At 50.1% G+C, this 13411-nt stretch carries 12 protein-coding genes and 2 pseudogenes; 2 read left to right on the top strand and 12 right to left on the bottom strand.

The features are described 5' to 3' along the window. The 4 genes and pseudogenes from GEI7105_RS41345 to accD form a co-directional block, all read right to left on the bottom strand. Window positions 1–529 (bottom strand): annotated as a pseudogene (locus tag GEI7105_RS41345) (transposase); the annotation flags it as partial. Between the two features lie 407 nt (window positions 530–936). Beyond that, on the bottom strand, window positions 937–1464 hold the full coding sequence (psbV2, locus tag GEI7105_RS0123060; protein ID WP_017662770.1) for a photosystem II cytochrome PsbV2: 528 nt from the start codon (window positions 1462–1464) through the stop codon (window positions 937–939). A gap of 87 nt (window positions 1465–1551) precedes the next feature. Then, window positions 1552–2043, bottom strand: coding sequence for a photosystem II cytochrome c-550 (gene psbV / locus GEI7105_RS0123055; RefSeq protein WP_026097897.1), 492 nt, complete (start codon window positions 2041–2043; stop codon window positions 1552–1554). 118 nt (window positions 2044–2161) lie between these two features. Then, complete coding sequence (accD, locus tag GEI7105_RS0123050) at window positions 2162–3097, bottom strand: acetyl-CoA carboxylase, carboxyltransferase subunit beta (RefSeq protein WP_017662768.1); 936 nt, start codon at window positions 3095–3097, stop codon at window positions 2162–2164. Window positions 3098–3420: 323 nt separating this feature from the next. On the opposite strand from accD, the gene GEI7105_RS0123045 reads away from it, so the two are divergent. After that, a complete protein-coding gene (locus tag GEI7105_RS0123045; RefSeq protein WP_017662767.1) occupies window positions 3421–3843 on the top strand; it encodes a hypothetical protein in 423 nt (140 codons plus the stop codon). 97 nt (window positions 3844–3940) lie between these two features. Here GEI7105_RS0123045 and GEI7105_RS0123040 read toward each other — a convergent pair whose 3' ends face one another. Beyond that, window positions 3941–4762, bottom strand: a complete 822-nt coding sequence (locus GEI7105_RS0123040; RefSeq protein WP_017662766.1) for a prepilin peptidase — start codon at window positions 4760–4762, stop codon at window positions 3941–3943. Between the two features lie 185 nt (window positions 4763–4947). On the opposite strand from GEI7105_RS0123040, the gene GEI7105_RS0123035 reads away from it, so the two are divergent. Beyond that, window positions 4948–5901: a pentapeptide repeat-containing protein gene (locus tag GEI7105_RS0123035; protein ID WP_144053998.1), complete on the top strand. Its 954-nt coding sequence runs from the start codon at window positions 4948–4950 to the stop codon at window positions 5899–5901. Between the two features lie 370 nt (window positions 5902–6271). Here the strand turns inward: GEI7105_RS0123035 and GEI7105_RS0123030 are convergent, their stop codons facing one another. From GEI7105_RS0123030 to GEI7105_RS40075, 7 genes and pseudogenes are all read right to left on the bottom strand, one after another. After that, window positions 6272–7162, bottom strand: a complete 891-nt coding sequence (locus tag GEI7105_RS0123030; RefSeq protein ID WP_017662764.1) for a methylenetetrahydrofolate reductase — start codon at window positions 7160–7162, stop codon at window positions 6272–6274. A 36-nt stretch (window positions 7163–7198) separates the two neighbouring features. Next, the gene (gene trpS, locus GEI7105_RS0123025; protein ID WP_026097895.1) at window positions 7199–8209 is read right to left on the bottom strand and encodes a tryptophan--tRNA ligase; all 1011 of its coding nucleotides are present in this window, start codon (window positions 8207–8209) and stop codon (window positions 7199–7201) included. Window positions 8210–8433: 224 nt separating this feature from the next. After that, complete coding sequence (locus GEI7105_RS0123015; protein ID WP_017662761.1) at window positions 8434–8619, bottom strand: hypothetical protein; 186 nt, start codon at window positions 8617–8619, stop codon at window positions 8434–8436. Between the two features lie 188 nt (window positions 8620–8807). Next, complete coding sequence (locus GEI7105_RS33870; protein ID WP_158413251.1) at window positions 8808–10151, bottom strand: pentapeptide repeat-containing protein; 1344 nt, start codon at window positions 10149–10151, stop codon at window positions 8808–8810. A gap of 213 nt (window positions 10152–10364) precedes the next feature. After that, window positions 10365–10583: a hypothetical protein gene (locus GEI7105_RS0123005; protein WP_017662759.1), complete on the bottom strand. Its 219-nt coding sequence runs from the start codon at window positions 10581–10583 to the stop codon at window positions 10365–10367. An 80-nt stretch (window positions 10584–10663) separates the two neighbouring features. Next, a complete protein-coding gene (locus tag GEI7105_RS0123000; protein ID WP_017662758.1) occupies window positions 10664–11911 on the bottom strand; it encodes a competence/damage-inducible protein A in 1248 nt (415 codons plus the stop codon). Window positions 11912–11989: 78 nt separating this feature from the next. Further along, window positions 11990–12958: pseudogene (locus GEI7105_RS40075) on the bottom strand (phosphate ABC transporter substrate-binding protein). Window positions 12959–13411 lie beyond the last annotated feature (453 nt).

Here is a 13411-nt window from a genome sequence, read left to right as displayed (position 1 = left end):
AAGCTTGTCGGACAATTCTTCGATTTATTTTTTGAAGTAGAGAGCGACCAATCCTTTGCCGAAAATGAACCATCATTGAAGCATCAAAAGGCGCTTCGTTTCGATAACTCTTTTCCCCGATAAAATACTGTAGGTAAGGGTTTTCTTTAATTTGTTCGACAGTTTCTCGGTCGCTTATTCCCAATTTTTCTTTAATAATTAAGGCTCCTCGGAGTTTAGGGTGACAGAAAAACTAACTTCACGAGATTTCAAGGGTTTTGGCTCTCGAATTCTCAATTTTTTGTATTATGGTATACATTTATAACCACAAACTCCGAAGACCCATAATTAAGGCTCCCAGTGCCATCCGAAACGGTTTCGCTGGCGCTCCCATTTCCTCAGAAAAATTCTGGGCATATTCTTCCTCAAATTCTGCCCAGGGAATGAGGTTCGCCAAAATTACCCAACGATTTTCTTCACACAACTTGCCTTCAAAAGGAAGTTCAAAGGCTTCTTCGGGCGCGTCAGGATTTTGTGATTTTCGATACATTTTTTCTTGCCGGATGCACGGGAATTTCCAATTTTACCTCTTTTTCGGGTTCTCGAAGCCACGTCAAGACTCCTCTAAGCCTTACACCGTAAGCTTTTCACTTCTTTTCAGCAAGCCCTACTTATTGGCAACAATGGGTAGTAAGGGTTGTCGCCGAACCAGAAATCTAGAACCGTGAGGTCTGGAGAATCCCCACGCCTTCAGGCTGGGGAGTATGTCAACGAACAGTTGGCTGTACCGATACGGCGGCGAAGAGTTTGCGCGTCCGATCGGCAATCTCGACTTGGCTAATTTTGATTATAGTACATTGTTGTCCGCCGCTAACTATCGATTCACCTTACGGTCGAATCGTAGGATGCGCGGCGGTTCTGCTCAACTCGAGACCTCTGGTCTCGTCGGGACTAAAGTTAAAATCGAGAGGGGACGGTTCCCCAACCCGGAACCTTGTCCGCTGCACTCAAGGTAAACGCTGCCAGTTCTTCGAGTTCCTCACGAGACAGCCAGCTTTCGGGAACTTCCCGACACCAAACCGTCGGTTCCGAGCCGTCGTAGGTCATCGGAAAGCGCATATACTCGACAAACCCGGAAATATTGTCTCGAGGGGGCGTCGCACCTGCCAAGTCTTCTAGCGTTAAAGATACTGGGGGAAACGGCAGCGTCAACCCGTTAGAGTGACAGTAGGCGCAGTTTTCCATAAACAGCTCGCGTCCTCGGGTGAGGGCTTCCCCCGTAAATTCTCGCGTGTTACCGCTGTCGTCGAGTTTCACCGCTGCCGGCCCCTCGGAAACTAAGTAGCGTTTCACGTCGCGATCGACCGCTCCCGCGCGAGCTGGGGTCGCTAGGACAACGAGGCTGCTACAAAGCAACGCGATCGCGAACAGGCGACGGAGAAACTCCATCGTCGCGATCGCGGCTGTCGGCAATCGAAAAGACATACTCTAAAGTGTAAATTTTTATGACTTAATATCGGCTCCCGGTGTCCGAACGCGAACACCGGGACAGTTCTCTCGAGGCAACCGGTTCTAGTTATAAACCTTGCCGCCCCCCCACATCACACCGCGCAGCTTCGGCTGAATCAAGATGTGACCGGCGATATCGAACAAGTCTTCTTCCGTCAGGTTTCTCATTTCGGGGAAAATATCCGCACTCGAGGTGGCCGGGTGCAGTTCCGAAATGTCAGTTTCGCCGTCGTAGGTGGTGGGATGTTCCATGTAATCCACCAGTGCTTCGACGTTGTCGCGACGGGGCGTAGCCAAGGCTAAATCGTCCAGTCCCAGCTTCACGTTGGGGTTGGTTTTGGTAATTCCTTGGGGGTGACACTGAGCGCAGATATCACCGAAAAGGCGCTGACCGCGGGTAGCTTGCTCGAGGGAGAGCGTCACGGTATCGCCCTGTGCGTTCAAGGGAACCGTACGCGTTTCAGCGTCGAGGTCTAAGGCCGCCGCGCTATTGACAAATATTTGAAACGCAAAGAACACTGTGGCTACTGCTAGCCCAAAAACTCTTTTTAGCATAGTTTTCCTCTAAAACTTGTTGACTTATCCCACGGCAGATCCGTGGGACGCCCGACATTTCGAGCATTTTGTCAATATGAATATCATGCCAGAGTCCGGCAACTTTGGCGCGTCGGTTTTAGGGATTTGTCACGGTGGAGGGAAAGTCGATTTCCGAAGTCTGGACGTGGCTGAGGTGGCCGCCCAAGGATTCGGGAGGGGTCGAGTGCAGGCGAACGAGTTGGGCTAGGGTGTTTTTGAGTTGCGGTCGAGGCACGATCGCATCGACAAAGCCGTGGGTTAGTAAGTCTTCAGCGCTTTGGAAGTTTTCCGGTAGCTTCTGGCGCAAAGTTTGTTCGATGACGCGGCGTCCGGCAAAGCCGATAGTGGCTTTCGGTTCGGCTAGAATGATGTCGCCGAGCATGGCAAAACTGGCGGTGACGCCGCCGGTGGTGGGGTGCGTCAACACGGGAACGTAGAGCAAGCGAGCTGCTCGGTGGCGTTGCAGGGCCCCCGAAATTTTCGCCATCTGCATCAAGCTCAGCATCCCTTCTTGCATCCGAGCGCCGCCAGAGGCGCAGACGATGACCACGGGACGGCGTTCTTGGGTTCCCCGTTCGACGAGGCGAGCGAGTTTTTCCCCGACGACCGACCCCATGCTCCCCCCCATAAAGCGAAAGTCCATCACGCCGAGGGCAACGGGGCAACCGTCAATTTGTCCCAAGCCGGTTTGTACGGCGTCGTTGAGTTGGGTTTTGCTTTGGTAGTCGCTGATGCGATCGCGGTAGGCTTTGCGATCGCGGAACCCGAGAGGATCGGTCGGACGCAGATGTTCGTCGAGGGGCTGCCAGGTGTCGCGATCGATCAGTTGCTGGATGCGCTCCTCGCTAAAGATCCGAATGTGGTGTTCGCATTCGGGACAGACCATCTGGTTCGCACGCAAGTCTTTTGTATAGGTTAAAACGCCACAGGACTCGCACTTGGTCCATAGTCCTTCAGCGATTTCGCGTTCCTGCGGTTTTTGACCCATTGAGTTTAATTTGCGCCGATCTGCAAACCAATCGAATAGAGACATGAAGTTTCTCGGGATCTTTAACGAATCTTCGCGATCTTAAAAAAGTACGATCTTAGATACAGATCGCATCGTATCAAATTCCGGTCTCGAAAGCATCCGAACTGTGTCAGATCGCAATCTGGGAGTCCCTCGCGATCGCCCGAGCCGGAGCTGCGATACGTTAACGATAGACCTCCTGCATCAATTTCTGAGTCCACCCCAATCTTCTCCTTCGCACGGGGAGGGAGCGAGTCTCTCCCTTTAACAAGGGGGGATTAAGGGGGAGGATTTTGATTCGTGCAAGAGGTCTAATGCAGAAAAACGGTCTTGTTTGGGTGAATACGATGAAGAGTGACACGATATTATTAACCATCGAGCGCTTGAAACGCGCTACGACCCCGATCGCGATCGCGACAGTGCTGGCGGGTAGCCTGACCGCACTTCCTGCCTCTGCCAACGTCAGACTGCAACTCGATCCGCGTTTGGCTGAAGCTGAAATTTCTCCGATGGATCTCAATCGGGCGAAAAACTACGCCCGTCAAGCGGCCGAGCAAGCTAACGGCGGCTTGGGAGAATACCGAGCAGAACCCGCGATGCACGGTCCTTCTGCTGACGCTCCCTACGAAATCAATGCAGATGGCACGATTACGTTTACGTTCTTAGGGCGGGCCCCGGAATCTCAAACCTACACGGTCGAAAGTGTCGTCACTGTCGATCCCGATACTTGGGCGATAGACCTCGAATACAACGGTTCGATTCGGGAGTAAAGAAGCGGGGGAGCTTCTTCAGGCGAGAGGGGGAGAAACTGTCAACTCTCAACTGTCCTCACGGGTGACTGGTGACTGTCTTCACTGTTTTTCTCGGTTAGCTGCCCAAGCTCGGAAAAAATAGGTCGAGATAGCTCTGAACGATCGCCTCTCCCCAGAGAGCTGCCACTGCACCGCCGAGAGCTAAAAACGGACCGAAAGGCATCGGTTGCGATCGCCGCAGCCAACCCAAGGCGATCGCGGCTCCTCCAACGAACGCGCCGATAGCACAGCCGAGAAACCCACCCACGAGCATGAGTTTCCAACCCAGCCACGCCCCGATGGCCGCCGTGAGTTTAGCATCTCCGGCGCCCATCGCTTCTTTGTTTAAGGCCGCGGACGCCACGAGGCGAATTCCATCGACGAGCCAAATTCCCACGACTGCGCCGATAACTCCCGCCATCAAACCTTCGATCGCCGCGCCGTTTTGCCATCCCAACGCAGTTTGAAACGTCAACCCCAATACAACCCCCAGTTGGGTAATCGGATTGGGAAGGGTCATCGTATCGAAGTCGATGAGGGATAACACGAGCGATCCTGTAAAAAATAGCCAGTATCCTAGAGTTGTCAGAGACAGCCCGTACAGCCAAAAGACGAGAACGAACAACAGCCCCGTCGCCGTTTCGACGAGGGGATAGCGAGGGGAAATGGGGGCGCGACAGTGGGCGCAACGTCCTCGCAGCCACAACCAACCAAAGACGGGAACGTTTTCGCGTCGTCGCAGCCGATGACCGCAGTGCGGACATCTCGATGGCGGCCACAGCAGCGACAGTCCGGCGGGAAGGCGATACACCACCACGTTAGCGAAACTCCCAACGGACGCACCGAGGGCGAAAACGATGAGATAAGTCGGAAGGGTCAGCCAAAATTGGGAGGACATTGTTTACAGCGAGCGGCGAACGGCGAACGGCGATGACAGCGAGTCGTTAACTGTTTTACCCTCTTACCTTATTGTTGTTCTTGTTTTCTTTTTAACATCATCACATTATTCGAGCGTCTCATCTCCGGGTCGATCGCGCAGTTAAGCTAGATGGAAGAATTTATACTGACGATGGCAGTCGAGCAGTGAAAGAACGAGTGTTGCGCGATCGAGACCGAACGCCATTACGGGAAGAGGTGGATGGTATGGCAAACGAAGAACATTTGGAGCGACTTGGAGCTGGGATCGAGATTTGGAATAACTGGCGTCGCGCCCATCCCGAAGTTCGGGCTAATTTGTTTCGCGCCGATCTGAAAGGGCGGGATTTGTCGCGAGCGAACTTGCGCCACGTCGATTTGCGGCGGGCGAATTTGGCGGAAGCGACGTTGAGAGCCAGCGATCTGTCGGAATCTTATCTGATCGGAGCGAATTTACACGGCTGCGATCTGACGGGGGCGACGCTGCGGGGGGCTTTGTTACGAGAAGTCGATCTCAGCGACGCGAATTTGAGCGAAGCCGATTTGAGCGAGGCGTATCTGAGCGAGGCTGACCTCAGCCGCAGTAAAATTTTGCATACGAAGCTCGATCGCACGCGGTTAACAGGGGCTTGTGTGGAAGATTGGTCGCTCGATCGCCCGGCCTGTTTGGATTTTGCGATCTGCGAGTATGTCTATCTCAAGCAAAACCGCCAAGACTGTCGCCCTCGTTTGGGCAGTTTCGCACCGGGAGAGCTGACGCAACTGTTTCAAAAGATGTACGCCACCATCGAGTTGATGTTCTCGAAGGGCATTGAGTGGGCATCGTTACTCGAGGCGATCGAAACGGTGCGATCGCAAAAAAATCTCGAAAATTTAGCGATTTTTGGACTTGAAGAAAGTGAAAACGGATCGCTACTCGTTCAGCTCAAAATCCCCCCTCAATCTGATAAGTTAGATGTCAAAAAATTAGTGATGGATGCGTATGCAACGGCAGTTCGTAAAATCGATCTGCAATATCAAACAGAACGACCTGAAATCGATCGACGAGACATTGAACTTTATCGAAATCGCAATGCCAGCATTTTAGATATTATTAAGTTTTTGGCAAGTCGTTCGATCTAAAATATTCAGTTTGAATATAATATGGCAACCCTAAATCAGTTGTTTAACAAAATTGGGACAAAAAGGGAATCGGGAACAGGGAATCGGATTTTTTCTGGTGTTTTAATTTTTGACGACTCACTTGGGACTGCTATACTATCAATTTGGGGTCTTCTGGGTTTAAGGTGATAAGCTGATTTTATGGTAAGTAAAACCCTTAATTTAGGGGCGTCATGGCAATGCGCCCCCGCCCAATTTCGCATTCAAAATAACAAATTACACCGCAATTCCCGAAGACCCTCGATTTGTAAAGAACGCTCTTCAAAAACCTAGATCGATCGAACACAAGCCTGAGTTCGACTTTAGATGGGGAACAGAATCAGGAGCTTTATCAACTTTCAATTGGCTCGACGTCAGCCATGTCGAGAATTTCGGGAATCAAATGTTCGCTACGAATGGCCATCATGTGGACGCCGTGGCAGAGATCTCGGGCTAAACGGACTTGTTCGGCAGCGATGGCCATCCCTTCGCGCAAGGGATCGGAGGCGCGGTCGAGGCGATCGATAATCTCCTGAGAAATTTGAACTCCCGGTACTTTCTTGTTGAGGAAATGGGCGTTTTTTGCCGATTTGATTAGAAAAATTCCTGCCAAAATTGGCTTGTTGTAAGCTGAAGCGATTTGAGTCACGAATTTGTCGAGGCGATCGAAATCCGAAATGAGTTGACTTTGAAAAAACTGCGCCCCGGCTTCGATTTTCTTCTCGAAGCGACGCTGCAATCCCGACCAACTCTTGGATTGAGGATCGACCGCCGCGCCGGGGAACAAGTCCGTTTTCCCGTCCGTGAGGGGTTTGTCGTTGAAGTCGATGCCCCGATTGAGATTGTGAATAAGCCGTAACAAGCGCACCGACTCCATGTCGAAGACGCTTTTCGCACCGGGATGATCTCCGGCTTTCACCGGGTCGCCCGTCAGGGCTAAAATCGTGCGAATTCCCAAGCCGTGGGCACCCATTAAGTCTGCTTGTAAGCCAATGCGATTGCGATCGCGACAGGCCATTTGACAGATCGGTTCGATACCCTGTTGTAACAAAATCGCCGACGCTGCCAACGATGACATCCGCAACACCGCCCGCGAACCGTCGGTAATATTGACCGCGTGAACGCGATTTTTTAAACCCCGTGCCATCTCCACCATATGGGCGGGATTTCCCCCCTTCGGTGGCGCGACTTCGGCGGTAATTAAGAATTGTTTCGATTCAATGGCGTTGCGGAAGCAAGTCATGCTGGTTCTCGGACATCTGTAAGGAGCAAGTGAGGACTAGAGAGGTTTCGAGAAGCCCATCGCGTCTTTGACACGAGCGAGGGTCGCTTGGGCGATCGGTTCGGCATTTTCGCGGCCGCGACGCAGAACCGACTCTAAATATTCCTTGTCGTCCATTACCTCTTTATACTTCGTCTGAATGGGAGTTAGGGCTTCGACTGCCGTTTCAGCTAACAATGGCTTGAACTGACCCCATCCCATATCGGCGCATTCATCGGCTACCGTGGCTTTATCTTTGCCCGACAGCAGCATATACAGCGTTAAGAGGTTGTTACATTCGGGACGGTCTGGGTTGTCGAACTCCAAACCGCGCACGGGGTCAGTTTTGCACTTTTTGATCTTTTTGGTAATGACGTCGGGGGAGTCGAGAAGGTTAATCCGACTCATTTCTGAAGGATCGGACTTCGACATTTTCTTCGTCCCGTCCGTCAAGCTCATAATCCGCGCCCCGTCCGTGCGGATGAGGGGGTCGGGCATTTTCAACACCGGATTTTCCGGGTCGCCGAACTGGTCGTTCAGGCGAATGACGAGATCTCGGGTCAGTTCGATGTGTTGCTTTTGGTCTTCCCCGACGGGGACTTTATCGGCGTCGTACAGCAGGATGTCAGCGGCCATGAGAACCGGGTAATCGAGGAGTCCGGTTCCTACGTTTTCCCCTTGTTTGAGGGCTTTTTCCTTAAACTGAATCATCCCCTGTAGCCAGTTGATGGGGGTGATGCAGTTGAGAAGCCAGGTCAGCTCGCTGTGAGCGCTGATGTGAGATTGAATGAAAATGTTGGAACAGTCGAGATCGATGCCACAGGCGAGGTACAGCGCTGCGATCGTGTAGCTGTCGGAGGCCAGGGTGGCGGGGTTGTGGGGAACGGTGATCGCATGTAAGTCCACCACGCAGAAGTAGTTTTCGTACTGGTGTTGGTTTTCGACCCAGTTGCGAATTGCCCCGAGATAGTTTCCGAGGTGTAAGTTACCTGTGGGTTGAACACCGGAGAGAATGCGCTGTTTGCCCATGAGGAGTGCTTGAGACGACACAGAACCCATCAACTCGGCCGCCTCGTGGCGATCGAATCGATGCTTAAAATTTCGACATCCTCTAGTTTGACATAGAGCGCGATCGCTCCAACAGTCGAATTTGGGCGCGGGGGAGCTTCTTCGGGGAAGCGGGAAAAGTGAGAACCGTTCACAGGTAACAGTTTCCCCACCGATCTCATTGTCAATTCGACGGGTGACTGTAATCAAACTTGGGGTTCGGGACTCGATTCGGGAATGTCGGGAGCGCGATCGCCCACCTTGAGATCGTATCCTTGCCGTTGCAAGTCCTTCACAAACTGCGTATCGTCGATATTTTGTCGCCGTTTTGCCGCTTCTGGATCGGTTTTGGCACTTTTGCGGAGTTTCTTGAGTTTGGCTTTTCGTCCCATAATTCAAACCTAATATTATAAACTTTTCTACTTTTACGGTAGCTCAAATTACTATAGCAACCCTAAATCAGTTATGTAACAAAGTCGGGAATAGGGAACGGGGAACGGGAAACGGGAAACGGGAAACGGGGAATAGGAAACGGGGAACGGAAAATCAGATTTTTTCTGGTGTTTTAATTTTTGACGACTCATTTGGGACTGCTATAGTCTTCCAAATACTTCCAGATACTACAATCCGGTGGAGGGTTTGAATTGGGAGCTTCGTTCAGTTCTGCCCAAAAATCGTCGTCAAATTCAGCTTGCTGCCAGTAACAGGCTTGTTTGATGGTATTTGGGAGTAGATTTTTAGCTCCTCGGAAGTTCGCTCCTTTTAGATTCGCGGACTCTAAGGTCGCGCAAAATAGATCTGCGTCCTTTAGGTTAGCATACTGTAAGTTGGCGCGTGGTAGTTTGGTAAAGTGTAGGTTCGCACCGATAAATTTCGCACCAATGAGATTTGTATCTCGTAGGTTAGCTTCCTTGAGATCGGTAGACTGTAGTGTACTTTGGTAGAGATGAGCGTACTCGAGGTGCGCTTTGTAAAGTTTCGCTCCACTCAAGTTCGCTCCGTTCAAATTGGCTCCGGCGAGGTTCGCGTATTTGAGGTTCGCCCCTTTTAAATCAGCTTTGTAGAAAACGGTATACTCTAGGTTCGCCTTCTCTAGATTGGCGTTCTGTAAAACACAATTCGAGAGCGTTGCTTTTTGTAAAGAGGCGTGTCTGAGCCAAATATATCTTAGATCGGCATGAGAAAGATAACTTTCATCTAACTGAACAGCCGTTGCATTTAGCTGAGATCTAACCATCTCCAAACAATCTTCATCAGAAATTTTGATCGCTTTTATTTTATGTAAAATGCGATTCCAAAAATATTTTTTAGAAAACCAGTAAGCCCATATCTTTCGATATTTTAAATGAGGGCAAAAAAACAACATATCGCGAGCTTGAGAGTAAGACTCTCTCAGCACGTTAGCCAAAATTGGTTCTAAGGGATCTAACGAATTATTTTGAGAATTTGTTCGATCGTTTTCTCGAGTTTGGTAGATAATTTTAAATGCTTTTAAATTGCCAGCCGCCAAGTTAAAAACTTGAATGTAAAATCGCTCGTACTTCGGGCGTAAAAAAGTCGGCAGAAGTACCGCCGCCCCAATGCGTTCTTGAATATGTTCGCTGCCGAGACTTTTAACGATCGATTCAAATCGTTCGTCTTCTTTGTTTTTCCGTTCTTCACGAAGTTCTTGTAAGTAGCGAACGAATCCGCTAAATCCAAGTATAATTGCGATAATAACCGAACCGTTGCCAAATAGTAAATTAATCCACCCTCGAGTGGTGGTTAAATCGCGACTATTGTTGCGATCGTCATTTTCGATTTTGCTTTTTTCTGCCTCTATTTTTTCTATTTCTCGTTTTAATTTCTCTTTTTCTAGCTTAACGACTTCTGGATCGGGTGTCAGTTGTATTGAGGAAGGCTGCCCAGAGGGATTCTGTGACAAAAGTAAGTTTTTCGATTTTGTCTTGTCTGGGACAATAAAATTTATCGATACTAAAGTTGCTAAAACTACAGATCGACGAAAAATAGGGTTCATCGGTACGATCGCATCTGTTCTATCTTGGGATTACAGAAGTTTTCCATAGCATAACCGCCGAAACAGGAAAGTTGGTGAAACTTTTTCAACTAGAGTTCAGACACTTAATCCACCAAACTGTTAGCGATATCGATCGGGTTGGCGTTGAGTGGCTTCGAGCGCCTTTTTCGGTGCGAGATAGCGATCGCCCCATTCGTCGTACCACGCCAACACTTCCACAACTCCAGGTTGTAAACGAGATCGTACGAAATATCGTTTTCTCACCCACAAAACATAAATTTCAGCAAAAATTAGGAGAACATTGGTGAGGATAAATGGGATTCCGATCGCAAAAGTCAAGATGCACCCGAAATCGCATAGCGATCGCAGTCTATCCATCCCCGTTCGTATTGTCGAAAATCCCGCAGACAACGAGACCGCTAAAATCGTAACGCCCGACGCAGGCGATCGAGAGCGTGACTGACACTGACGCGACGCACCCAATCCCGTCCCCGCGTATCCCCGAGGCGATACTCGAAACTTTCGACCGTTCCGTCGGGAGACGCCAAGCCGATATACACCAACCCCACCGGTTTCTCGGGAGTGCCACCGCCAGGCCCTGCAATTCCCGTAATGCCGAGGCCCCAGTTCGTCCGAGCGCGATCGCGCACTCCCGACGCCATTTGTTTGGCTACTGTCGCCGAGACTGCCCCGTACGTGGCGAGATCTTCGACGTTCACTCCCAGCAACTCTTCTTTAATGCGGTTATCGTAGGCGATGACGCCCCCCCAAAAGTAAACCGAACTACCGGGAATTTCCGTGAGGGCTTTGCCCAAACTGCCCCCCGTACAGGATTCGGCCACGGCAAGGGTTTCGCCTCGAGTTTGCAGCAACTGCCCCACCACAGAGGCGAGCGTGTCCCTGTCGCAACCGTAGTAGTGCAACCCGGCAATCTCTTGAATTTGCTGCGCTACCGGATCGATCGACGTTCGAGCGTCGGCTTCTGAAGCAGCCCTGGCAGAAATGCGCAGTTTGACTTCGCCGTAGTTGGCGTAAGGGGCGACGGTGGGGTTGGCGGAGTTCAACAGGTGCGAGACTTTTTCGGCGAGTTCCGATTCGGGGATGCCCCAAAATTTCAACAGGCGACTGTAAAAGAGTTCTTTACCCCAACCCTGGCGTTTCAGGTAAGGGACGGCAGTGTCTTGCCACATTCGCTGCATTTCCGCCGGAACGCCGGGAAAGGTCAGAATTGTGAGATCGGGACGGGGTTGCCAGATGATGCCAGGGGCGCTACCGATGGGGTTGGGTAGAACGTTAGCCCCTCGGGGAAATCGGGCTTGTTTGCGGTTGCTTGGCGACATGGTGCGTCCCCGTCGCTCGAATTTTTGTTGAATGTCTCGCAGCACCTCTGGACGTTCTTCGAGTTCGGTGTTGAAGAAGCTGGCAAGGGTTTCGATGGTGAGATCGTCGGGAGTGGGGCCGAGTCCTCCGGTGAAGATGAGGAGGTTCGATCGCTCGATCGCCGTGCGAACGACCCGTTTGATGCGATCGGGGTTGTCACCCACTACACTTTGATAAAAGTGGGGAATTCCGAGACGGGCTAGTTGCTGGGCGATGTATTGGGCGTTGGTGTTGAGAATGTCGCCGAGGAGGAGTTCGGTTCCGACGCAGATTAGTTCGGCACTCATAATGGTTGGAGGTGATGATGGTCGAGGTGGAGCCACAAACAACTAGGATACTCGGATTTTCTTCAGTCTCGACAGGTGTTAGGGCGCAATGGGAATAAAAGTCTGTTCTCGGACGAGATCGCTGACGCGATCGGACGTTGCGAACTCGAGAAAATCTTTTTGAATACCTGTCGGTGGCGACGCCGTGATGAAATTGAGCGTCCTCAAAATCGGAAAGGTTCCGTTTTGAACGTTGGCGATCGTCGCGTCTACCCCGTTAATCGGGAGTAATTTGATGGGCGTTCCGTGGACGATTTCGTATTCGCCTGCGCCGATGGAAACGTAGGCGATCGCATGGGGATCGTTGAGAACGGTCTCGATCGCTTCTGAGTTATCGCCAATTTCGACATTTATTTCTATCTTACTCGACTGGAGATCGAAATACTCGACAAAAACCTCGTAAGTTGCTCGTTCTTCTTGTTTGCTAATCGTGGAAATTTTTGCATTCTCGCCTCCCACCTCGCTCCAGTTTTCAATTTCACCCGTATAAATTTTGACGATCTGCTCGTTGGATAGCGAGTCAACTGGATTGTTTTGATGAACGGCTCTTCGGAGTTTAGGGTGACAGAAAAACTAACTTCACGAGATTTCAAGGGTTTTGGCTCTCGAATCTTCAATTTTTTGTATCATGCTATACATTTATAACCACAAACTCCGAAGACCCTGATGAACTAAAATTGAAATTCCGTCTCGAGCAATGGGGAAAGCCAATAAGTCGGCTTCGTCTTCAGTTAAATCTCGAGACACCATGCCAATATCTGAAATACCTTGACGAACGTTTTCAATGCCTTTGGACGATCCGCCAGTCTGGATCTGAATTTGAATTCTAGGATGCTTGACTTGATAGCGATCGGCGATTTTCTCAGCTAAGGGAGCAACGGTACTCGATCCAGAAACGAGGAGTTTATTTTTGGCATTCGATCCTAAATTATTTTCTGAAAAAAGGTGACACGCCTGTATCCCACCAACGACCGTAAGAAACAGGCTAAAAATTCGTCGATACTTCATTGAAATTGCGATCTCCCTATTTTATTAAGTTGTTTTGTTTTTTAGATTATAAGCATACCTGTTATATTTATATAGCAGTTCCCAATGAGTCGTCAAAAATTAAAACACTAAAAAAATTCGATTTTCTGTTCACGATTCCTTTTTTGTCCTGATTTTGTTACACTACTGATTTAGGGTTGCTATATATTGTATCGTTCGAGTTTTTTTATTCGTTCGAGTTCGCAATTCAAGTTTTGTGAGTCTCAAGCAAGTTACGCATCTACACTATTTCAGCGTAATGCCCCTCGACCTCTCCATTTAGTGTAATTTGGGTCGAACTGCGTAAGTCCTAGTTCTGTGAGCCTCAAGTAAGTTATTTTATATTCTTATACGGAATCCGTTCCTGATAAGCTAGGTTTCAAGAAGTCTTCACCACATCCCCCCTTCGCCCCCTATCCCCCCTTCGCCCCCTAT

The sequence above is a fragment of the Baaleninema simplex PCC 7105 genome, assembly GCF_000332355.1.
Classification (GTDB): Bacteria; Cyanobacteriota; Cyanobacteriia; order Cyanobacteriales; family Geitlerinemataceae; genus Baaleninema; species Baaleninema simplex.
This window is presented reverse-complemented; position numbering and strand designations above follow the sequence as displayed.

Coding starts and splice junctions, on each gene's coding strand:
- accD (WP_017662768.1), bottom strand. CDS start 3,097: ATGTCTCTATTCGATTGGTTTGCAGATCGGCGCAAATTAAACTCAATG.
- GEI7105_RS0123030 (WP_017662764.1), bottom strand. CDS start 7,162: ATGACTTGCTTCCGCAACGCCATTGAATCGAAACAATTCTTAATTACC.
- GEI7105_RS0123000 (WP_017662758.1), bottom strand. CDS start 11,911: ATGAGTGCCGAACTAATCTGCGTCGGAACCGAACTCCTCCTCGGCGAC.
- psbV2 (WP_017662770.1), bottom strand. CDS start 1,464: ATGTCTTTTCGATTGCCGACAGCCGCGATCGCGACGATGGAGTTTCTC.
- GEI7105_RS0123015 (WP_017662761.1), bottom strand. CDS start 8,619: ATGGGACGAAAAGCCAAACTCAAGAAACTCCGCAAAAGTGCCAAAACC.
- psbV (WP_026097897.1), bottom strand. CDS start 2,043: ATGCTAAAAAGAGTTTTTGGGCTAGCAGTAGCCACAGTGTTCTTTGCG.
- trpS (WP_026097895.1), bottom strand. CDS start 8,209: ATGGGCAAACAGCGCATTCTCTCCGGTGTTCAACCCACAGGTAACTTA.
- GEI7105_RS0123040 (WP_017662766.1), bottom strand. CDS start 4,762: ATGTCCTCCCAATTTTGGCTGACCCTTCCGACTTATCTCATCGTTTTC.
- GEI7105_RS0123045 (WP_017662767.1), top strand. CDS start 3,421: ATGAAGAGTGACACGATATTATTAACCATCGAGCGCTTGAAACGCGCT.